This window comes from Niallia sp. FSL W8-0177, from assembly GCF_038006285.1.
Classification (GTDB): domain Bacteria; phylum Bacillota; class Bacilli; order Bacillales; family Cytobacillaceae; genus Niallia; species Niallia circulans_A.
The window spans coordinates 4,194,723-4,216,933 of sequence record NZ_JBBOUX010000001.1; the positions used below are offsets into that span (position 1 = coordinate 4,194,723).

Sequence of the window (22,211 nt, forward strand, 5' to 3'; positions counted from 1 at the left end):
GTTTTCGTGATTAGTCACAATTGACTAATCACGAAAATACTAATATACTTTTATTAGTCAAACGTGACTATTATTATTTACAATAAAGGAGTGACATTCATTGTTTCTTGCTATTAGAGAATTAAAGCATGGTAAATTGCGGTTTCTGATGATTGGGGTTATAACTGTCCTGATTGCTTGGCTTGTATTCATTCTATCTGGATTAGGTAATGGCCTATCCACTCTTAGTGCGGCGACATTTAAAAATATGGATGCCGATTATGTGACGTTTGAAGAGGGGGCAAGAGCCTCTATGAGCCGATCGTTGTTGAATGAATCATTGGCAGAAAAACTAGAAAGCCAACCTAATGTCTCAGCTGCATCAGTAATGGGTGCAACCATGGGAACAGTAATAATTAATTCAGATTTGAATGAAAGTGAAAAAGTAGACATTGCCATGCTAGGAATCAATCCCGGTAGTTTTCTGGAACCTAAAGTAATTGAAGGAAAGCCCCTTCATACTAACCTCCCTTTGGAGGTTATCGCTAATGATACTTTAAAGAAAAAGGGCTTTAAGATTGGTGATACGCTGAAGATTGAAGGATCATTAGAAAAAATAAAAATTGTTGGGTTTGTCAAAAATGAAACATACAATCATTTGCCAGCTATTTTTACTATTCTAGATAAATGGCGCTCTATTCAATTTGCAGCACCTGGTTCTGATAAAGGTATTAAGAAACCTGTGAATGCCATTATGCTGCAAGGAAAAAAAATCGACTCAGCGGAACTAAATCATTTATTTAAGAATACTGAAACAGTCACTAAGGCCACAGCCATACAGGGAATGCCCGGTTATAAAGAAGAGAATGGCACAATTACAATGATGCTCGCTTTCCTTTTGGCCATTTCGGCATTTGTTTTGGGGGTATTCTTCTACGTACTTACGTTGCAAAAATCAAATCAGTTTGGGATATTGAAAGCCATCGGCGCCAGCAATCGTTTCCTTGGAAGAGCTATTGTATCGCAAGTATTTTTATTATCATTCATTAGCATTGTCTTAGCAATCTTGTTAACCTATGGGACAGCCCTTATTCTTCCGGATGAAATGCCATTTTCACTTGATCTGAAATTAGTTGTCCTTTATGCTCTTTTACTACTTATCATTTCGATTTTAAGTTCATTGGCTTCCGTTCGAAAAATAGCAAAAATAGACCCACTTCAAGCGATTGGGAGGATAGAATAATGTCAGGAATACAATTTAAAAATGTCTCTAAACTTTATCAACAGGGTGAAAATCAAGTTCTTGCCCTTGATGATGTCTCCTTAACTGTGGAACAAGGTGAGTTTATTGCCGTCATTGGCCCCTCAGGTTCTGGAAAAAGTACATTTTTGGCGATCGCAGATGCCTTACTCCAACCTACTAAAGGTGAGGTCATTGTTAACAGTAAAAACCTTAATGAATTAAAATCTAAAGATTTAGTACGAATGCGGTTGGATGAAATCGGATTTATCTTACAAACCAGTAATCTTGTCCCTTATTTAAATGTTCTGGAACAATTACTTGTAGTGAAAAGAATGGCAGGGAAACCTGTGAAACAGGATAAGGAATATGCAAAGGAATTATTACACAGTCTCGGTTTAGCAGCAAAACTGGAAAAATTACCTGAACAGTTATCTGGAGGAGAACGGCAGCGTACGGCAATTGCTCGTGCTTTTATAAACAACCCATCTATTATTCTGGCAGATGAGCCAACAGCAAGTCTGGATTCAAAAAGGGCTCATGAAGTGGTTCAACTCATAGCCAAAGAAACGAAAACAAGAAACAAAGCAGCAATTATGGTTACCCATGACGAACGAATGCTGGAATACTGTGATAAAGTGTATCGAATGGAAGATGGCAGACTTCAACATGACGATTCTTTCAGTCTTGAAAAGTGAAGACAATTTTACAAAAGGATAAACATTTTCATAGAAAACTATGGAGGTATAACCAATGATTATAGTAACGAACAGACTTAAAACAAAATTGGGTTTTGCTGAAAAGATGGCTCCCATGTTCACAAAACCAGGATCCCTACAAAAAATGGATGGGTTTATAAAAGTGGAGGTTTTAATTACAAAGAATCTAACAGAATATGATGAGCTAAATGTAAATATGTATTGGAATACTATTGAAGATTTTACCCTTTGGAAAAACAGCACTGCTTTTAAGGAAGCACATACAGGCCCAACCAACACTGAACAGGAATCCCCAATCTTGGGAAGTGAAATCATTATTTCACAGGTTGCTTCGACTTCAGAACCAAATGCATAATAACTTATTAACCCCTACTTCAAATAGTAGGGGTCTTATTTATGAACTGTAAAATATAAAGAATAAATAAATCAGGGAGAAACCGTAAATGTTTTTTATCTAATAAAAAACCGCACTTACTTATGATAAGGTTCAGCGAATGTCACCAAAGAACATAGTTAATTTTGAACATAAAGTTTTTATTTCAATTTAACCAAAATGACCACTTCCATTATGAAGTGGTCTGATTGAAATTTAGTAAATAAAAATTGAACCTAACCATGATAACTTTCTCTCTACTGTATTAAAGTAAGATACTAATTACTACTGATAGATTGCTAGAACTTCCAAAATTATAATATTTTCGTCACTTTCAATACCTTTAATGCCTTCAATTTCCTCTTTACCCACTTGCCTTCTAATCCCTCTACTTAGAGAAAATAAATCCTTCATAATATCAAAAACAACAATAGGTTTGTTGTCATTTACATTCTTTCTTGATAGTACTTTTGCAATAATAGTTACTTCTTCATCCTCAAAATCCTCTAATTCCTCTAATTCATAACATAGATTATGTGAGTTTAATTTTGCAAAACCTACTCTGTTTTCAAATACACTACTTTCAATAAATGCTGGAATTTTTGTACTATCTTTAGCAAAAATTTTATTAAATAGTTCTTCTTCTTGGGCATTTTGTAAATTCATACTTGAAGTTAACATAGGTTTAAATTGATTAATTAAATCCATCATATCAAATTCCGAGGGAATCCTAAATCCTCCCTCAAAACGAATAATAGATGTTCTAGGTATTGTTTCAGAATCATATTCATTTTCTAAAAAATCGAAATAGTTATCTTTACTTTTACTTGCAAGTAATTCTTCAAACTCATTACAATCAAGTAAGAGGTTCTCTACTATTTCTCCTTCCATTTCGTTGCTTCCACTTATTCCTCCTGAAACCACTGGTACCTTAGCACTTAATGACTTACCTGAGCTTACTTTAACATTTTTTATAGCTACATGCTTTTTCCCTTCTAGCACAGCTCCATATTCTGCTACTTTGTTTGAATCAAAATATATTAGATTTTTGAACATATTGAACCCCCTATTATGGATGCATAGCATCATTTTGCTAAGTAGTATTTACATAATTATACCAATATACCCAGCGTTCATCCATTCCAAGTTTCAATGTTCGTATACATAAAAAAGACCGTCATTTTCGGAGCTTACTTATGGTACGATTCAGCGAATATTATCAAAGAAAATAGTCAATTTTGGACATAAAGTTTATATATTGGTTTAACCATCTTCCCCACTATTTGTGGTTTTTTACATCAACTTGTGGGAGTGGAAGTGCTATTACACATTTCAAAATATAAATCAATGTAATTGGTGAATAAGTACCCCCACTAAATGAAAAAGCAAAAGACACCCCTTCAAAGATGTCTAAATTGTTTGTTCATATTCTCCAATAATTTTGTAAAAAGAGTTCTTTTTTAGGTCTAACAAGGTCATAAATTCAACCCCTGTTATCTCTTTTCTTTTCCATTTTGGATAGTTGCTATCTAAATTATGTCTTTGTTCCTTACTTAATGTTCTTAGATTCAATTGTGGTCTACCTAGATGCTTCCCTTTTGCTTTTGCAACTGCAATTCCTTCGGCTTGTCGTTGAAGAATATTATCACGTTCACGCTCACTTACAAATGCTAACACCTGTAAAACAAGGTCAGATACAAACGACCCTAATTGGTCTTTATATTGCGTTGTATCGAGTAAGGGCATATCTAATACTTTTATATCTGCTTTGATGTTTTGGGTAATATCTTCCCATTCTTTCTTTATCTCTTTAGAGTTTCTTCCAAATCGGTCAATTGATTTAATGTAAAGTAAATCCCCTTCACGTAAACACTGTTTTAACGCTTTGTATTGGCTTCTATTGAAGTCTTTTCCACTTTCCTTATCAATGAATATGTCACGTTCATTTACGCCTAATTCAAGGATTTCTGTTAACTGTCTGGCTTCATTTTGGTCTTTGCTTGATACCCTTGTGTAACCAAAAGTCTTTATACTCATATTGTTCACCGTTCCTATAGGTTATTTGTTAATTCTATTATAACCTAAGCGTTTGTAAAGATAAACAAAACATTATAAACGTTTATAAAATAATTTAATAAGTTTTATAAACTGCAAAAACACCTTGTTTTAGATTTCCTTAAAGGTATACCTTTACAAACTATGCACTAAATATAAAAATAAAAAAACACCCTATTAAAGGATGTCATTAATTAAACAACTAATTTTTATAGGAAATACCGAAATTATTTTCAATTTCTTTAAAGATTCCTTCAATTTCCTCTCTGTTGCTATCACTATCACCAGATTCACCAGAAAATTTTTCATTCACTTTTTGGATAGCGTATAGACCTTGTTTCGCCTTAATTAATTCTAATTGGGAGAATAAAAGTTCTTCATCTTCTGAGGAATAATCTCCAGATTCAAGTTTATCACTATACCAACTTAATAATTCCTTGTACTCATCTTCTGGAACATCTTCCCCATTCATTTCCATATAACTATACTGTACTAATTTAGTACCTCTTTCAAAAACTTCTTCATCTAAATTTGCTTTATTGGTACTAGCTGAATTACTACATGCTGAAATCATCAATAACAGTAATATTGTAAAAACTATGTTTCTTCTCTTCCTAATCATTTAATTTACTAGCTCCCCTTTCTTTGAATTATATTACAGATTAATAATGTACAACCTATAATTGTAAATATTAAAGCTAATACAAAGTATGCTGTCGCATAATTAGCATTTATTATGTAATTATACGCATCTCCCCCAACATAGGCATTAACATTGTTGTCACCATATTCTTCATAAGAATAAGCAAAAATTTTATAAAATCCAATTATAATAAAAATACCTGTAATCACAAAGTTCAATATAACTTTAGCATCCCAAACTTTTGAAGTTGCTTTCTGTTCAAGAACATTGTTATTATCTAATGTTTGTTTTTCTTGTGACAAACTTGTTTCCTCCATTATCGAACCCCCAATAGTAAAATTTCCCTAATATAAATATACCATGATTTACCGTTTAAACCTATATAGAAAATTATTTCGTTGAGTTCTTTCCACACGTAAGAATCCCGTCAATAGACAGGGTTTTTGTAATAATCATACGGTATTAAATAATTAACATACTGTGGGAATAGAACACTAAAATAAGCATATTTATAAAAATTCCCTTTTATCAAAAACCGATTAATGCCTTCAATCTCCAATATATGATTCAAGAAAGCAAAAAATCCCCTAAGTGGGGATTCAATTTGTTTATTATATGTTTTGCTGTTTAATATTTTGGTGTTATATGTAGGAAGAGGATTTAGGGATTTCCTATATGTAGAATTATGTTAATAGAGGTTATTTAGTCCAATTTAATGTAAAGTTGTTTTTGCTTAATGCCATTTCGATTTATGTTTTTATTATACTCATCTATTAATTCTTTTCTGTTTCTAAACGTTCCATCTTTATAATAGCACTTTTCTAATAGCGTTTTTTCCCCGATTATTTCTACTAACATTTTAAACCCCAGCACTTTTTCAATATCTGCTACTTTCATTATGGTTAAAGCCTTTTGTATTTCATTATCGTCTAGCTCGTTTTGAAATTTTAATAATTCATTTATTTTAAACTTCTCTATTACATATGTGAAAAAAGCTTTTGTTATCAAATCGACTGCTTTTCTATTATTAGAATATTCACTTAGATGATAAGTGGCTGGTCTTATTTCAAGCCTTAATAGACCTTGCGACTGTTCTATTATATGTTGTGGCTCTTTCTGTCTAATACATTCTTTTTCTTTATTGTAAAAGCAGATTGAGCTACTTTTATTCTTAAAAATAACTGTTTGGTTATCGTTATATGTTAGTTTATCCCTTTTTGAAACTACTTTTTTATTAATTTCATTTATGTATGTTCCTACATTATCAACCTTGAAATTATATGATATATCTAAACGCTTTACTTTCCATTGTTCCTTTTGAAAATTGATATTGAATTGGTTCTTTAGTTTGTTATGTAACTTAATCCAAAATTCATCAATATCTATTTGGGTTATCATTTCCGTATTTGTACCATAAACCATTTTAGGAATAGATAATTGCAATTCAAGTATCCTTTTTTGCAAATTATATTTATAACTTATACGTTCCTTTGTAAAAGAAAATCTACTTATGAAATTACCACTATCATTATCAATATATGTAAATGGAGTAATTCCGTCTAGTTGGTTTGGATTTATGTCTATGTCAAAAGCTAGTAACGTTACGGTATCAAACATTCTATTTTCCTCCTAACTTTTAAAATTTTGAAGTCTTTTTGTATGTGTTACTAGAAAAGACAACTATGTATGCTACTATTCATTAATATACTTTATTACTATGCTACTTTTTATTAAGCCGTTTGAATACAGTTTTGACTATCTGCTCCTTTATATTCCTCTAATACTTTATCAAGAATAATTAAGGAAATCTTATCAATAAAGAGGTTAAATGTTTCATTATCACTTTCAATATTTTTCTTTTCTTTATTCATTTTCCACCCCTCCTTTCAAAAACTATTGTAGCATAACTATGCTACCATGTCAATATAATATGCTACTTTTAATTGACTAATATGCTACTTTATGCTATACTATGATTATCATAATCAAAGGAGCGATAAAATTGAGTGGAATTAGTTTTGGTAATGAATTAAAAAGAATTAGAAAATCAGTAGGTATCTCTTCAAAGGTACTATCACAACGTGTAAATAAGGCTGTCACTTATGTATCTCAATTAGAAAGAGGACTGATTAAAAAACCTGATTTTCATACTTGTCTACAAATATTAGTAGAACTTGGCTTTACGGAAGAAGAAGCTAACAAAACCCTTAACTTTTTTGATATAAAATCCCCTGAACAAGAAAAAGCCGAATTAGAATTGACAATAAAACAAGCAGAAAGAAGCCATGAAGAGGAAATAATGAAAATTAAGTCAGGTTTTTACATAGACAAAATTGAAAAGGTATCTAGTAAAAATGATGAAGTTATTGCAAGGCTTAAAAATAATTTGGATTTATTTGTAAAACATGACCTTTCAAGAGCCGAGAAAGTCCTTTCTAACCTTATTTCAATCTTTCATGATGAAGAGAAATTTGATTTCTTTTGTTCTGTATTTGAAAATGATTTTTCTAACTTATCTCCCACAGAAAGAAATAAAATACTTTCGACTATAACGGCTTATGTTAGAAAGGCAAATACAGAAAAAATTTTAAATTCAAATGAATATACAGAGGAGGAATAAAAATGAAGGTTGCACTATATGTAAGGGTTTCAACAGAGGAACAAGCAGAGGAAGGCTTTTCTATCAATGGGCAAATCAAAACACTTGTGGAATACTGTAAAAGAAGTAATTACAAAATAGTGGAAATTTATAAAGATGAAGGGATTAGTGGTAAGTCACTTGATAGACCATCCCTTAAAAAGCTTCTTAAAGATTCTAAGAATGGAAAATTTAATATGTTAATGGTATGGAAAATATCAAGGCTATCTCGTAAACAATTAGATTTCCTTAGTGTCATTGATGAACTGGAAAAAAATAATGTGAGCTTTTTTAGTTATAGTGAAAATATTGACGCTTCAACACCAACAGGAAAGGCTATGCTTCAAATGATGGGAAGCTTTGCCGAATTAGAAAGAAATATGATTTTAGAAAATGTAAAAATGGGAATGACCCAGAGAGCAAAGGAAGGAAAATGGAACGGTGGAAGCGTCTTGGGATATTCCTCCAAGGATAAGAAATTAGTTATTAATGAAAGTGAAGCCAATCTTGTTAAGTATATTTTTGATTTATATATTAGTGGAAAAGGCTTCAAAACAATTGCAAACAAATTAAATCATGAAGGATATAAAACAAAACGTAATGCGAATTTTTCAACTAATTCTATAAGAACAATCATTACCAATCCTGTGTATGCTGGTTTCATTCGCTTTAATCAGGTAGAAGATTGGAGCGAAAAAAGACGAAAAGGTAAAAATGAGAATTTCATTATTGTGAAAGGTGAGCATGAACCAATTATTAGCAAAGAAGTATGGGGAATGACCCAAAAAATATTTGAACAAAAATCACATAAACCTGCTAAAACATTTACAGGTCATTTCCCCCTTACAACCCTACTTCGTTGCCCAAAATGTGGTCAAGGAATGATTGGACATAAAATTAAGAAAAGCAAGAAAAGCAAAGAATACATCCGTTATTATCAATGTGGAAATTTCCACTATAAAGGTAGTGCTGTCTGTAAATCTAATTTAGTACGGGCAGACGAAATTGAACAGTTTGTTTTTAATAGACTTGAGGAAATTACAACTAAGCCAACTGTACTTAAATCCATTGTTGAAAAGGTAAATGAAAAAATTGTAGTATTGAAAGAACCAATTAAAGAAAGGCTTAACTACATTTTAGTACAGTACAATCAAGCAGAAAAAAGTATTAGCAAATATCTCGGGATTATCGAAAAAACAGCTAATCCCCCTGAATCAATATTAGATAGACTTTCAGAACTTGAACAAGAAAAGAAATCCTTACTAGAGCAAAAAGACCAATTAGAGCATGAACTAAATAAACCCTCTATTAAGGAGATTTCATTAGAGCAGTTACAAAATATTTTAAATGCTTTTTCAAAAATTCTCCCTCATGTTGAACCCGAAAAGCAAAAGGATTTACTTCATACCATTATTAATAAAATTACCGTTAATGAAGGAAATTCACCAACTGAAAGAAGCGTCAAAGACATTGAGTTGTACTTTGACGCTTCAAAAAATAATAACTATGTGCTTACTTATGGTACGGTTCTCCCCTCATAATCCGAAAAGCCCGATAAACCTGCTCCACCAAAATCAACCGCATCAGCTGATGGGGAAATGTCATCTTGCTAAACGACAACTTATCATCTGCTCGCCTTAACACTTCATCGCTTAATCCCAACGATCCGCCAATAATAAATGTCACTTTGCTCTTCCCGTATGTACCTAACTTATCGAGTGTGTCGGCTAACTCCTCGGATGACTTTTGCTTGCCCTCTATCGCAAGTGCAATAACGTGTGCATCAGCTTGAACTTTGGCAAGGATTCTTTCTCCTTCTTTTTTCTTCACTTGCAGCATCTCGGCATCGCTTAAGATTTCGGGTGCCTTTTCGTCTGGCACCTCAATAATTTCTATTTTAGAATAGCTTGAAAGCCTTTTTGTATATTCTTCGATTCCAAGCTTTAAATATTTTTCTTTTAACTTTCCTACTGTAATAATTGAGATATTCACATGCTTTCCTCACTTTACAAACAAGATATCCACAATACTTATCCACATATCCACATTTTTAATCCACATATAGTATGGAATCACTTGTTCGCCACCATATATATGGCATTATTTTTACAATATTCACAGGTTGTTGATAACTTTTTTTCTTCTGAAATTTGTTCTAAAATCGGAAAGGTTTCATACTCATTTACAACGGAATCTATTGCTATATCAACGTGTTCAGCACAACTATAAATCATATCTTCTTCTCCTTTTAGCTCTTACTGTTTTCATTTTTCTAAAAATAATTGTGGATAATATTTCTTCTTGACCTTATTATTAGTTATCCACATTCCATCTTATCATTCTACCTAAAAACTGCAACTACTCTAATGAAATTCCTCTGCTTTTTTCGATAAAACCTTATCCACAAGCATTTATTTATTTTTTTCAGAAACTATTTCGCTCCATTACATCTATTCAGCAATAGTATCTCCATTCAAAAAATACGTACACATAAAAAAAGTAGAGCGATACCTAAATAAGGCTTCGCTCTACTTTCTTAACTACATTTCTTCCTCTGATAACGTAAGCTCTGTTGTTTCTAGTTTACCGTTTCGATAATATTTCACTTCCATTTTATCGCCGATTTTCTTCTCCGTATATAAATGCTTTCTTAATGCAATTAAATCGACTATTTCTTCCCCATCTAGTTCTACGATAACATCTAGCTCTTTTAATCCTGCTTTTTGCGCTGGAGAATTTCGTGAAACATCTTTTATCGCAACGCCTGTTGTAACATCATTCGGTAATTTCAAAGCTTCCTGCTGATAGTAGCCTGGAATATCACTAACAGATTGTAGTTCTACCCCCATATAAGGGCGCTGCACTTCTCCATGTTGTTCTAAATCCTCAATAATTGGAATCGCTGAGTTAATGGGAATCGCAAGTCCAATTCCCTCTACCGCAGATTCAGCAATCTTCATGCTATTAATACCGATAAGCTGTCCTTCGATATTAACCAGTGCACCACCACTATTTCCTGGATTAATCGCTGCATCTGTTTGAATAACTTCTGATTGCCAATCAGGTGTCCCATCTTCATTTATATCGACAGGGATAGTTCGCTGTAAGCCAGATATGATTCCTTGCGTGACAGAACCAGAAAACGTTAATCCGAGAGGATTCCCAATTGCAATGACTGGTTCTCCTGCCTTTAAGCTGTCGGAATTGCCAAACTCTGCTACTTTTGTTATCTCTTTTGCAGCTACTTCAACTACTGCTAAATCGGTCCAAATATCGGCACCTATTAGCTTAGCGTTAATTTTTTTTCCATCGGATAACGTGACCTCAAGTTCTGTTGCTCCTTGGACTACATGATTATTTGTGACAATAAATGCTTTGCCGCCACTTTTCTTATAAATAACTCCAGAACCTGTGCCCGCTTCTTGGGCTGTTGTTTCATCTGCCCAGAAATTAGAGGACTGCAGATTGGTAATACCGACAACTGAGTCCGCTGCTTTATCCACTGCCTTAGTAATATCCGTTTCCACGTTCAATGAAATATTCTGTGTTTTTATCCCATCAGAATTAGTTACGATTTGCTCATTTTCATTTCCGTTCTGAAAAATTGCTAAGTCCGTCAAACGGGGGCTTAATAATAATACTAGTAATGCTCCTATCACCGCACCTATAAATCCAGAGAAGAAATAGCCTCTTCTTGAGCCTCTCTTTGGCCCATCTCCCCGATTACCGTAATCATACTCCACAAGCTTCATTCCTTTCTAAAGACATAATCTAAAAATCATCCTTAACCTATATCCTTATTATTTTTCCTGTTTTTCAAAAAAACAAACGAAATACTTCAAGAAGTTTTCTCCCTATCATGCCCAAAAGCCTTCCTGCCATACTTTTATTTCTCTAGTAAAAAAAGCGAATATCTGACTATCCGCTTTTTTCGATCCTGCTATATAGCCATAAGCTTTGTTGGTATTCTTGGATCGGTATCAAATAAATGAACTTGTTCCCCCAATCCAACGCCACGGCTTTCTAATGTCTGTCCAACTGACATCCTTGCTAGATCCTTCATATTATTATCTAAGCTTAAGTGCGCAAGGTATATATGCTTTGTACGATCTCCAATCACTTCACTCATGGCTATCGCAGCATCCTCGTTACAGACATGTCCCACATCACTTAAGATACGTCTTTTAATATTCCATGGATATTTTCCCATCCGCAGCATCTGCACATCATGATTGCTTTCAAATACATACGAATCTGCATTGGAAATAATTCCTTTCATTCGATCACTTACGTACCCAGTATCTGTGATAAGAACGAGCTTTTTCTCCCCTTCATGAAATACATAAAACATTGGCTCTGCTGCATCATGAGATACACCAAAGGATTCAATGGAGACATTGCCGAATGTCTTTACTGTTTCCATATCAAAATGAAATTTCTGCTCGACGGGAATTTCCCCAATGAGTGGATCCATTGCTTTCCATGTTTTTTCATTCGCATAGATCGGCAGTTTATACTTTCTTGCAACAATACCTACCCCTTTAATATGGTCACTATGCTCATGTGTTACTAATATGCCTGTTAGATCACTCATTTTTCGTTCAATGCCTTGAAATAAGCCTTCCATTTGCTTTCCGCTTAATCCAGCATCCACTAAAAAGGAATGTTCTCCTGATTCAACAAAAATGGCATTTCCTGTACTGCCACTTGCGAGAACACTAAACCGCATTTTCTCTCACTCCACTTTCATTTCCTCTGTTTCTGGCTGAATAACTTGTCCATCTAGCGCGTTTACATAAAAATCTTCTTCGTTCACTGTTACTTTCCAAGTTGGTGCTAGCAGCTGTGCCGAAGTATCAAGCTGTGTATAATACCCTAGTTCTATATGACTTACATATGAACCACTTTCAATGAAATTATTCTTAAATAAGTTAAGAATAGCATCAGGCGGCTGCATAATGACCTCTTCTTTATCCATCTCTTTAATGTTTTCTAAATATGTCTGGTTATAAGAAACAATTTTGTTTTCTTCATTGACATTAAAGGTAAGCTCCGCTTTAGGATTGCGATACAATGTCTTTCCTGCATGCTGCTGATAGTACTTTATCGTGTTCCCCTTCTTTTCCAGAAAGCGATACTCTGCACCGTTAAGTACGGAATTAAGCAGAAAATCAGACAACTCATCGGGATCGAACTCTTTATCTATACTGATTGGTTTCTCTAGGACTGCTTGAAGATATATGCTATCTCTTACCGTAATTTCTTGACCGCTTAATAATCCCTTTTCCAACTTCTTGATCTCATCATCGGTAAATTTCTTCGATTTGGCAGATAAATATTGATCCTTCACATTATTCACTGGCAGTTTCTCTTTATCGTAATCAATTCCTAGCCGTGACAATGTGTGTGTTGGTGGTTCTGTTGGTAAATCATCGGCCCGCTGGTACTCCTTAATTTTTACATATTCATAAATTAAATAAACATCTAATAGTAAAAAGGCAATGATAAATATCGTCTTTATCTTACTCCAGTCCATCTAAGCTGCCCCCTGTTCCTTCCGAATATAGGGAATACCATTTATGATCATATTGGTAAAACCAAGTTGGCTGTAAAGACACGATACTTTGCGAATCAACCTGCATATCGTATCCTAGTACGATCTTCTGGAGTTTTTCCATCTTCAGTTTTTTATTGCTTTTAAGATATTTTAGAACATCCTCTCCTGATGAGACAGTCTCTTTCGAAAAATCAAACGGAGTGGTTGTATTAATAATAATTAAATTACTCGTTAACAGGCGCTTTGCCTTATTATCTTCCCAGTATAATCGAATATCGGACAACTCCGTATTTAGATTGAACACAGGCATCCCATTTGTATTGTATAAACGAAAGGTAACCTTTCTATCTTCATCTCGTCCTACATAAAGATAGTCATTAATCCAGCCGCCACGTTCATTAATCAATTCAATACTATTATTTATTATATGGTTCTGAGTCATTTCATTCGAAATGCCTGCAGGTTTAAAGAAACTAACTATATGGGTATCTTTATATATTCGTAATAAACCTGAATCATCCGTATACTCTTCCCAATTTGTCAAAATTTCTTTTTGAGCAATACTAGGCTCTTCAAATAATGCTCTGCTTAAGCGAATAGATTCAATTTGTCTTGTAAAGTATTTATATTTATTTACTTCCTGCTTACCATTAGGCAAGTAAATTAAATACTGGTCATTGGGTTTATAAGAAAAATAAGTGGAGTACACTGTCTTTTCCGCATAAACATTGTCTTTCAATTTATTAAGCTGCTCTATATAAGTTGTATTTATCGATGTTTCATATACTTTCCCTGTTTCCTTAGACAGAAAATAAACATTTCCATCTTTATAAGAGAACAAGATCGTATCAAAATCAAAAGAATTATCTTGATCAATTCTTAAAATATCTTTGTATATGCGAAAAGGAACTTGCCCTGGAAATCTTATTTCTAGACCATTATTCTGCTCTTCTAAAAAAGTAGCTATACTAGGAATGGTGGAAGATATATTACGGAAATTCCCATAATCAAATTCTTTTAATCTATTTAGAATATGGTCTACTTCCTCCTTGGAAATTGTACCATAATGCTGCCCATCGATGTGTTGGTAAATTTCATCAGGTTTTATTACTTCACTGACTTCCTTTTTAGCCCCTAATGCCTCTTGCTTCATAGTAGAACCACTAGTATCCATCGCATCAAACTCTGCACCTTGGTCTGTCCAAAGGAGATAATATAATAACACGCTTAATGCTACCAGCAAGATTAAAATGCCACTTTTTACGTTCTCATATTTCATCCCCAATCATCCTCTTCCGATTGAATATACGGTAGGGTGAAAGATATTTTTGTTCCTTTTCCTTCTTTACTGGATGCCCAAATTCTTCCCCCATGTGCCTCTACCATTTCTTTCGCAATAGCAAGGCCAAGTCCTGTTCCGCCAAGCTTACGTGTTCTCGCTTTATCAACACGGTAGAAACGATCAAATATTTTATCAATGTTTTCTTTTGGAATACCTACGCCATTATCCGATACACTTACGATAATTTGCTGTTCTTGCTCCTTTATAGAAAAAGTAATTTTCCCACCTTCAGGAGAGTATTTCAAGGCATTAGAAATTATATTATCAAGAACCTGTGTCAATTTATCTTCATCAATTTCCACAAAGGCTGCTTTCTTGGGCAATTTTCTTATAAAAATAACATTTTGTTCCTTCGTCAATTCAAAACGATCAATAATGCGATTATAAAATACGATGAAATCAACAAGTTCCTTATTTAACTGATAATCACGACTATCCAATTTAGAAAGCTGTAATAAGTCATTTACAAGACGTATCATACGCTCTGTTTCCGTTTGTGTAACATTAAGGAATTTCGGAGCTAATTCGTCATCTTTCCATGCCCCATCATATAGAGCCTCTACATAACTGCGCATTGTTGTTAACGGCGTGCGCAATTCATGGGAAACATTTGCCACAAACTCTTTTCTTTCCATATCAATCTTTTCTTGTTCGGTAATATCGTGGAGAACCGTAATTAAACCATTTACAAATCCTGTTTCTTTTTGGATAACCGAAAAATTCGCCCGTAATACATATGGCTCATAATGGGTACTATAATCCAAAATAACCGATTCTCTTTCCTCGAGAAGTTCCTCAAATGTATACTTTCCATTAAGATCAAGAAGATTAACAATTGGTTCAGAAAGGACTGTTTCACGTGAAACATCCAGCATTTTTGCAGCTGGCTCATTAATAAGAATAATCCGTCCTTTTCTATCTGTCGCAATTACTCCGTCTGTCATATAGGCTAATACTGAAGATAGTTTTCTTCTTTCACTTTCTGTTGTAGCCTGTGACTCTTGAAGCTTCTTAGTCAAATTATTAAAAGTGATCGCCAGCTGGCCAATTTCATCAAATCCATACACTTTTACCTTTCGAGAGAAATTCCCCTTGGATAAAGCAAAGGCATGCTTTTGCATATCAGAGATTGGCTTAGTGATCGTTCTTGCTAACAGGACTCCCAAAATAGCGGTAACAACCAATGTAATAATGGTTCCTTTTTGGAAGATTTGATTGATCTTATCAATTTGTTTATACACATTCTCAATTTTCCCTACCAAATAAATGGCTCCGACTATTTCATCTCCATTTGTCTTTATAGGAGTAATCAGCTCATAGATTTTCTCGCCATTTTTCTGCTTGATCGGATTATCTGGCTGGGAAGAATTAGATAAAACTCGTCTTACCGAATAGTCGACCATTCTCTGGCCAACTAAATTTTGATTTTCCGGGTCCGAAGTTCCAACTATAATACCATTACTATTAACTACTCTAATTTCCTTAATATCAGAAGAATTATTATCACTTAGAATTCTTCTAATATCATCTTCTAACGTTGAATCCCCATTTTCGACGACTCTTTCCTTTACAAGCTGCTCTTCTAAATAAATCGATAAGATATTTACTTTCTCTTGAATCGATACTTTAAAACTATCCAATAAGGTTGTCTGTAAAGTCTTTACAAAATAGACTCCAATAATCTGAATAGAAATTAGAATAAGCAAAACAATTACTACCACAAGCTTCAAATGAATAGAACGAAAAAAACTCACTTTTTTCATTAATAAATTTACTCCTGCTCAGGATTTCTCAAATAGTATCCAACGCCTCTTCGTGTCACAATCCAAGTTGGATGACTAGGATTATCTTCAATTTTTTCTCTTAACCTTCTTACTGTTACATCTACTGTTCTTACGTCTCCATAGTAGTCGTAACCCCATACAGTTTGAAGCAAGTGCTCTCTCGTCATAACTTGTCCGATATGTTTTGCTAAATAGTAAAGCAATTCAAATTCACGATGAGTCAGCTCAATCATTTCACCTCTTTTTGATACGATATAAGCATCTGGGTGAATTATAAGGGAACCCACTTCAATTTCATTTGTTTCTTTCTCCTCTTCTGCAGCAGAAGAAACTTGCTGGTGTCTACGAAGATTTGCTTTAACACGTGCAATCAGCTCTCTCGTACTGAAAGGCTTTGTTACATAATCGTCAGCCCCTAATTCAAGGCCTAATACCTTATCTATCTCCGAGTCCTTAGCCGTTAACATAATAATCGGCATCTCATATTTCTTTCTAACCTCACGACATACTTCCATTCCATCTCTTTGTGGCAGCATAATATCTAATAATACTAAATCCGGCTGAAGTTCTTCTACCTTCTCTAGCGCCTCGTTGCCATCATAAGCACAATAAACTTCAAATCCTTCTTTCTTTAAATTAAATTGCAAAATATCTGCAATTGGTTTTTCATCATCTACAACTAGAATCTTTTTGTTCATTCCGCTATTCTCCTTATATCAAGTTTTATCTATGGTTATTTCATTCTTTTATTGTTTACTTCTAATGTCTACTTTACCATTTTAAATTTATATAATCACTTTTTTTCTATTATAAGTTTATCCCGCTTTCATCTCCCTTTACCAAGCGAAACCAAAAATAGTTAACAGGAAGACAAAAGTATATAAAGAACGGCTATTCACTAAATAGTCCCACATAAAAAAACAGTGAAGCTTTTCATTAGCCCACTGACCATTCCTTCCATCCCCGAATAAAAAATCTCTCTATTAAAGAGAGAATTACTTATTTTTCCTTATTAGTGTTTTATTCATATGCATGGGAACTAAAAGTATACATCATCAATACATACTAGGCTTCTATATGTCTTCTTTCTGCAGATAAAGATTAATGAGAGCATTATTTTACAATAAGAAAAAATACATAGATAGATGGATAAATTATTGAAACCTTTTAGACGAGTTAATCGTCTATATATATGAGTTTCATTTTCCCTTAATTTTGGCAAGGATATCCTTTTTAATAGAATGGATCCCTTGTCCTTTTTTTGTCTATAGCATCCTCTTACATACGTTTTTTCTAAATTAAATAAAACTCTTCTGTCTCTACTCCATTCACTTCATTATTTTATAAAGTTCCTTACAAAGAAGACATATACATTAACTTTATCATACTTTTATAAGGAAAAATGGTTTGCTATTATATTGTAATAAAATTGTTGTTAAATTTATATGTTCTGTGGGGATTTGTAATAATCGCGGATTTCTTCACATTTATTTACGGGGAAATAATTTGGCATAAGAAAAACCGGGCATAGCCCGGTCCTTTTCATGGTTAGAGAATATCCGATAATTTGTACTCTATGCCATGTACCCCTTTATAATACTCAGGATACATTTCACCCCCACATTTTTCACATGCAAACATAGGAGGAGTTGTCGGATCTCCATCATCCATTAAATCGAAATCCCTTACCACGTTAATAGGAATCTCTTCTTTCTCATGACACGCCAAACAAACATAGCTGACGCTCTGTTGCTTGGACTGGTTTAGGCTTATGTTTTTCTTCTTTTTCTTTCCCTTTTTGCGGGTTTTTGATACCGGTGAGATCGTTAATCATCCTTTCTAAATAAGCTCTTGTAGTTTTGCATAAGGCTACCTTTATTTCTAATTTACCATTTTCAAGGCAGACTTCTCCCTTGTATTCATAGTAACATTCACACCTCTGACAAACGAGAGGGTCTTTCTTGCCACTGGCTACTATTCTTTCACGCCACGTCTGGCGACGTAAGGTTTTCTTAACTTTTACAACCCAACGTCTTGCTTTTTGTTGCCAAGTACTCAACACTTTTTTACACAAGTTTTTTGATCTTCTTGAATACATACCGTAATGCCGAATAGTTTTAAATTGCTCGTCTGGGATATGGCGAATTAAACGTGAAATAAATTCTTCGACACTTACGGTTTCGGATTTGTCTTTTCCGTCAGTTTTATCCTTATATTTGAACGTAACGAATTGCCCATCATATGCCTCAATCCGATTGATTCCAATCGCTGGTCGACGAATATAACGGCCAATATAACGAAGTTGTTCTTTTATTTTTCCCCTCTGTTTAGGTGCATACACATAGAAGCCTTCGCCATTATTGGTGAACGCCTTTTGAAGTCTTGGTTGGATTCTTTTCTTTTCTCTTGGTGAAACTCCGTTTCTAATTAATTTTAATACGACCGTTTGCCATTGTTTACGAAGCATCGTAAATGGCAAGAAATCATACTGCTTCCATTCTCCTTTTTCTGTTAATCCACCCATTGTAACTAACATATGTACGTGAGGATTGAAGTTGACCCTTGAACCAAAAGTGTGGAGTCCAGCAATAATCCCAGGTGTTACCTTTGCTTTCTTTTTGAAGAAGTCAGTAAGTAGTCTTGCAGAAGCATCCATTAAATCTTTTAATAGATGTCGGTGAAGGAGAAATACATCTCTTAGTCCTTCATCAATCGTAAAAATTACGTGCCGATGATTAACCTGAAGAACATCTTCAGTAAGTAACCTACTCCATTCTTCACTTTCTCCAACAGAGCACGTGGTACAAAATCGACCTTTACATCGGTAAGGAACCTTTCGCACATCATGACAACCTTCACACACAAATAACTTAAATCCATTTTTGATATCCCCACAATCTCGAAATTTCTCAACCTCCTTAATTACGATAGGGCGGATTTTAGCACCGTGTTTTCTTTTGAAAGCTTCCCAATGTTGGTGTTTATCAAAAAATATTCTTCTCAATATATTGGTCTCCATAAAATGAAAATACCACAGCTTAAATGACTGTGGTAGACCCAAATTTTTATACTTTCTTATCTTTTAAAAAAAACAACGAACAGTCGTTGTAATGGTAAATCAAGGTGGCTCAGGACGGAATCGAACCGCCGACACAAGGATTTTCAGTCCTTTGCTCTACCAACTGAGCTACTGAGCCAAACTATGTGACAGATGCTTACTAGCAGCACAGGTCGAAATTTTTACTTGTCTTCAATATGTATTAGATAAAAAATATATATTAAATATGCAAATGCATAGGAAGAAAAAATGGCGGTCCGGACGGGACTCGAACCCGCGACCTCCTGCGTGACAGGCAGGCATTCTAACCAACTGAACTACCGGACCATTTTTACTATTAATACCTTTAAAAAGATATTATGACCCATACGGGATTCGAACCCGTGTTACCGCCGTGAAAGGGCGGTGTCTTAACCGCTTGACCAATGGGCCGTGAATTATTACAAGAAATGGTGAGCCATGGAGGATTCGAACCTCCGACCCTCTGATTAAAAGTCAGATGCTCTACCGACTGAGCTAATGGCTCGTATTTTTTGTCATTTGCGACGCTTTTTATATTAGCATATTACTAAAATAAAAAGCAATACTTTTTTTAAAAGTTTTTTTAAAAAATATTTTTTAACTCCTACGTAACTATTTTTCCTCCGCAAGGTTACTAAAATTAAATACCCAACATAAAGAATGCTGTATACTTATCATACCCTCATGCCATTTCTGTAAACGAATCAAGCCAGCCTGCTTCTATTATCTAGTTAGAAAAGAAAAGGTCGTTCTAACACGTTTAGAACGACCTCTTACCATGTTTAGATTTGTCTCCAAGGGCTGTGTATCACATTTGTTTGTGTACGATCTGGACCAACTGAGAACATGGATAATGGGATCCCTGTTAACTGTGAAACTCTTTCTAAATAATGACGGGCATTTTCAGGAAGCTCACTTAATGTTTTACATCCAGTAATGTCCTCTGACCAGCCTGGTAATTCTTCATATACTGGCTCACAATCAGCTAGTACTTTAAGGCTTGCTGGGAACTCTTCCATTACTTCCCCTTTGTATTTATAAGCAACACAAATCTTTACTGTTTCAATTCCTGTTAAAACATCAATGGAATTCAGAGAAAGATCAGTAATACCGCTAACACGACGTGCATGACGTACAACGACACTATCAAACCAGCCGACACGGCGTGGTCTACCAGTTGTTGTTCCATATTCACGGCCAACTTCTCTAATATGATGTCCAATTTCGTCATTTAGTTCTGTTGGGAAAGGTCCATCCCCTACTCTTGATGTATAGGCTTTGGATACACCAACTACATGTTTAATTTTCGTTGGACCAACACCTGAACCAATTGTTACCCCTCCAGCCACTGGATTAGAAGATGTAACAAACGGATACGTACCTTGATCGATATCAAGCATTACCCCTTGAGCACCTTCAAATAATACTCTGCGGCCTTCATCTAATGCATCATTCAATACAACAGAAGTGTCACAAACATATTTCTTAATTTGCTGCCCATACTCATAATATTCATCTAAAATATCTTCTAATTTAAAGCCTTCCGTTTCATAAATACGCTCTAATAAACGGTTTTTTTCAATTAAATTTCTTGCAAGCTTTTCTTCAAATACTTCTTTATCTAATAAGTCAGCAATACGGATACCAGTACGCGCCGCTTTATCCATATAAGCTGGTCCAATTCCTTTTTTCGTTGTTCCAATTTTATTAGCACCTTTGCTTTCTTCCTCAACCTCATCTAATTTTAGATGATAGGGAAGAATAACATGTGCACGATTACTAATTCTCAAATTATCTGTATTGATATTACGGTCATGTAAATATTTTAATTCTTCAATGATCGCTTTTGGATCAACGACCATTCCGTTTCCAACCACACTAATTTTTTCTTTATAAAATATCCCAGATGGAATTAAGTGTAACTTATAAGTTTCTCCATTAAACTTAATTGTATGACCTGCATTGTTACCGCCTTGATAACGTGCAATCACTTCTGCATTTTCAGATAGGAAATCGGTAATTTTACCTTTTCCTTCGTCTCCCCATTGCGTTCCTACGACCACTACTGATGACATATCCTAGAGCACCTCCACAGGTTTCTATATCTTTTTATTATATCCTTAATCAACATTCCTATTTTATCAATTTTTCAAGATAAAAGTCAATAAAACACGAACAATCTTTTTGATATTTTAATATTATGTTCGTGAAAAGAGATTAATAAAAAACGATATAAGTTGAAGTATTTGCTCCGATTAAGGCTTCTATCCATCTGAAAAGGTAAAAAAAGACTAGTAGCTAGCAGTCTATTTAATATCTCTGACATTGTAGGATTATGACATAGTAGCTCCACTCATCTCTAACCCATTCATCTTGGATATCAGGAAGATCTTCTTGCTGCTTCCCCCATTTGCATAAGGAGCAAATTCATGTCCATAAAACCGGTCATATGTATATGGTACTAAAAGAGGGTCCTCAACATATAACGTGCTTACCTGATAATGGGCGATACTTCTTGCTATCAGATATGATACAAAAGTGGTTCCGTTTCTGGGGTATAAGCTTCCTATAACAATGTTTTTTTCTTTGGGGACTTTTTCTATTTCTGTTTTTGTCTACTTCCTTTTCTTCAATGAGGGTAGGAATGGGTTCTCCATCAATAGCAAGAGAGTAATTTAAAAAGCGTTCTACACTGGAAAAAGGAACTTTTCCTTTAAGCTGAGTGGTAAATTGGTCAATTTAGCTATACTTAAGGGTCGCAAAAGTGTCATAACTACAATTTTTCGATTATATGACACTTTT

Annotated in this window: 22 protein-coding genes and 4 tRNA genes; 5 read left to right on the forward strand and 21 right to left on the reverse strand. The window is 34.3% G+C overall.

Going from position 1 to position 22,211, the window contains the following annotated elements:
- The first annotated feature begins 100 nt into the window (after positions 1–100).
- From NST77_RS20335 to NST77_RS20345, 3 genes are read left to right on the forward strand one after another with little or no spacing between them, the layout of a single operon-like run.
- Positions 101–1,222 (forward strand): ABC transporter permease, encoded by a 1,122-nt coding sequence (locus NST77_RS20335; RefSeq protein WP_341123485.1) that lies wholly within the window; start codon positions 101–103, stop codon positions 1,220–1,222.
- Positions 1,222–1,917 carry an ABC transporter ATP-binding protein gene (locus NST77_RS20340; RefSeq protein ID WP_341123486.1) on the forward strand — a complete coding sequence of 232 codons (696 nt, stop codon included), beginning with the start codon at positions 1,222–1,224 and terminating at the stop codon, positions 1,915–1,917. Before NST77_RS20335 ends, NST77_RS20340 begins: the two co-directional genes overlap by 1 nt.
- 55 nt (positions 1,918–1,972) lie before the next feature.
- Positions 1,973–2,293, forward strand: coding sequence for a heme oxygenase (locus NST77_RS20345; RefSeq protein WP_341123487.1), 321 nt, complete (start codon positions 1,973–1,975; stop codon positions 2,291–2,293).
- 303 nt (positions 2,294–2,596) lie between these two features.
- On the opposite strand, the gene NST77_RS20350 is transcribed toward NST77_RS20345, so the two are convergent.
- From NST77_RS20350 to NST77_RS20375, 6 genes are all read right to left on the reverse strand, one after another.
- Positions 2,597–3,367: a DUF6414 family protein gene (locus tag NST77_RS20350; protein WP_341123488.1), complete on the reverse strand. Its 771-nt coding sequence runs from the start codon at positions 3,365–3,367 to the stop codon at positions 2,597–2,599.
- Positions 3,368–3,721: 354 nt separating this feature from the next.
- Positions 3,722–4,348 carry a recombinase family protein gene (locus tag NST77_RS20355; protein ID WP_341123489.1) on the reverse strand — a complete coding sequence of 209 codons (627 nt, stop codon included), beginning with the start codon at positions 4,346–4,348 and terminating at the stop codon, positions 3,722–3,724.
- 220 nt (positions 4,349–4,568) lie between these two features.
- Positions 4,569–4,940, reverse strand: coding sequence for a hypothetical protein (locus tag NST77_RS20360; RefSeq protein WP_341123490.1), 372 nt, complete (start codon positions 4,938–4,940; stop codon positions 4,569–4,571).
- 56 nt (positions 4,941–4,996) lie between these two features.
- The gene (locus tag NST77_RS20365; protein ID WP_217486921.1) at positions 4,997–5,326 is read right to left on the reverse strand and encodes a hypothetical protein; all 330 of its coding nucleotides are present in this window, start codon (positions 5,324–5,326) and stop codon (positions 4,997–4,999) included.
- 385 nt (positions 5,327–5,711) lie between these two features.
- Positions 5,712–6,626, reverse strand: a complete 915-nt coding sequence (locus tag NST77_RS20370) for a phage/plasmid replication domain-containing protein (RefSeq protein WP_174752208.1) — start codon at positions 6,624–6,626, stop codon at positions 5,712–5,714.
- 113 nt (positions 6,627–6,739) lie between these two features.
- Positions 6,740–6,880, reverse strand: a complete 141-nt coding sequence (locus NST77_RS20375; RefSeq protein ID WP_160331435.1) for a hypothetical protein — start codon at positions 6,878–6,880, stop codon at positions 6,740–6,742.
- Positions 6,881–7,011: 131 nt separating this feature from the next.
- Between NST77_RS20375 and NST77_RS20380 the strand changes: the two genes are divergently transcribed.
- Together NST77_RS20380 and NST77_RS20385 are read left to right on the forward strand one after the other, a co-directional pair.
- Complete coding sequence (locus tag NST77_RS20380; protein WP_066230875.1) at positions 7,012–7,629, forward strand: helix-turn-helix domain-containing protein; 618 nt, start codon at positions 7,012–7,014, stop codon at positions 7,627–7,629.
- A gap of 2 nt (positions 7,630–7,631) precedes the next feature.
- Positions 7,632–9,188: a recombinase family protein gene (locus tag NST77_RS20385; protein ID WP_341123492.1), complete on the forward strand. Its 1,557-nt coding sequence runs from the start codon at positions 7,632–7,634 to the stop codon at positions 9,186–9,188.
- On the opposite strand, the gene rlmH is transcribed toward NST77_RS20385, so the two are convergent.
- The 15 genes from rlmH to NST77_RS20460 form a co-directional block, all read right to left on the reverse strand.
- A complete protein-coding gene (gene rlmH / locus NST77_RS20390; RefSeq protein ID WP_095333261.1) occupies positions 9,160–9,639 on the reverse strand; it encodes a 23S rRNA (pseudouridine(1915)-N(3))-methyltransferase RlmH in 480 nt (159 codons plus the stop codon). The genes NST77_RS20385 and rlmH overlap by 29 nt on opposite strands.
- Before the next feature lie 80 nt (positions 9,640–9,719).
- Positions 9,720–9,881, reverse strand: a complete 162-nt coding sequence (locus tag NST77_RS20395) for a CxxH/CxxC protein (protein WP_095333260.1) — start codon at positions 9,879–9,881, stop codon at positions 9,720–9,722.
- A gap of 306 nt (positions 9,882–10,187) precedes the next feature.
- Positions 10,188–11,399 carry a S1C family serine protease gene (locus NST77_RS20400; RefSeq protein WP_095320359.1) on the reverse strand — a complete coding sequence of 404 codons (1,212 nt, stop codon included), beginning with the start codon at positions 11,397–11,399 and terminating at the stop codon, positions 10,188–10,190.
- Between the two features lie 188 nt (positions 11,400–11,587).
- Complete coding sequence (locus tag NST77_RS20405; protein WP_047941022.1) at positions 11,588–12,376, reverse strand: MBL fold metallo-hydrolase; 789 nt, start codon at positions 12,374–12,376, stop codon at positions 11,588–11,590.
- A 6-nt stretch (positions 12,377–12,382) separates the two neighbouring features.
- Positions 12,383–13,183 carry a two-component system regulatory protein YycI gene (locus NST77_RS20410; RefSeq protein ID WP_341123493.1) on the reverse strand — a complete coding sequence of 267 codons (801 nt, stop codon included), beginning with the start codon at positions 13,181–13,183 and terminating at the stop codon, positions 12,383–12,385.
- Complete coding sequence (locus tag NST77_RS20415) at positions 13,170–14,483, reverse strand: two-component system activity regulator YycH (RefSeq protein ID WP_163185931.1); 1,314 nt, start codon at positions 14,481–14,483, stop codon at positions 13,170–13,172. Before NST77_RS20415 ends, NST77_RS20410 begins: the two co-directional genes overlap by 14 nt.
- Complete coding sequence (walK, locus tag NST77_RS20420) at positions 14,480–16,309, reverse strand: cell wall metabolism sensor histidine kinase WalK (protein WP_095333252.1); 1,830 nt, start codon at positions 16,307–16,309, stop codon at positions 14,480–14,482. The genes NST77_RS20415 and walK overlap by 4 nt, the downstream gene beginning before the upstream one ends.
- An 8-nt stretch (positions 16,310–16,317) precedes the next feature.
- Positions 16,318–17,028, reverse strand: coding sequence for a response regulator YycF (yycF, locus tag NST77_RS20425; RefSeq protein ID WP_047941026.1), 711 nt, complete (start codon positions 17,026–17,028; stop codon positions 16,318–16,320).
- A gap of 850 nt (positions 17,029–17,878) precedes the next feature.
- Positions 17,879–18,022 carry a hypothetical protein gene (locus NST77_RS20430; RefSeq protein WP_341122616.1) on the reverse strand — a complete coding sequence of 48 codons (144 nt, stop codon included), beginning with the start codon at positions 18,020–18,022 and terminating at the stop codon, positions 17,879–17,881.
- 22 nt (positions 18,023–18,044) lie between these two features.
- The gene (locus NST77_RS20435) at positions 18,045–19,349 is read right to left on the reverse strand and encodes an IS91 family transposase (RefSeq protein WP_083967595.1); all 1,305 of its coding nucleotides are present in this window, start codon (positions 19,347–19,349) and stop codon (positions 18,045–18,047) included.
- A 105-nt stretch (positions 19,350–19,454) separates the two neighbouring features.
- Positions 19,455–19,527, reverse strand: a tRNA-Phe gene (locus tag NST77_RS20440).
- Positions 19,528–19,638: 111 nt separating this feature from the next.
- Positions 19,639–19,715: transfer RNA gene (locus NST77_RS20445), tRNA-Asp, on the reverse strand.
- A 33-nt stretch (positions 19,716–19,748) separates the two neighbouring features.
- A tRNA-Glu gene (locus NST77_RS20450) sits at positions 19,749–19,820 on the reverse strand.
- An 18-nt stretch (positions 19,821–19,838) separates the two neighbouring features.
- A tRNA-Lys gene (locus NST77_RS20455) sits at positions 19,839–19,914 on the reverse strand.
- Between the two features lie 277 nt (positions 19,915–20,191).
- A complete protein-coding gene (locus NST77_RS20460; RefSeq protein WP_047944584.1) occupies positions 20,192–21,484 on the reverse strand; it encodes an adenylosuccinate synthase in 1,293 nt (430 codons plus the stop codon).
- Positions 21,485–22,211: the final 727 nt, after the last annotated feature.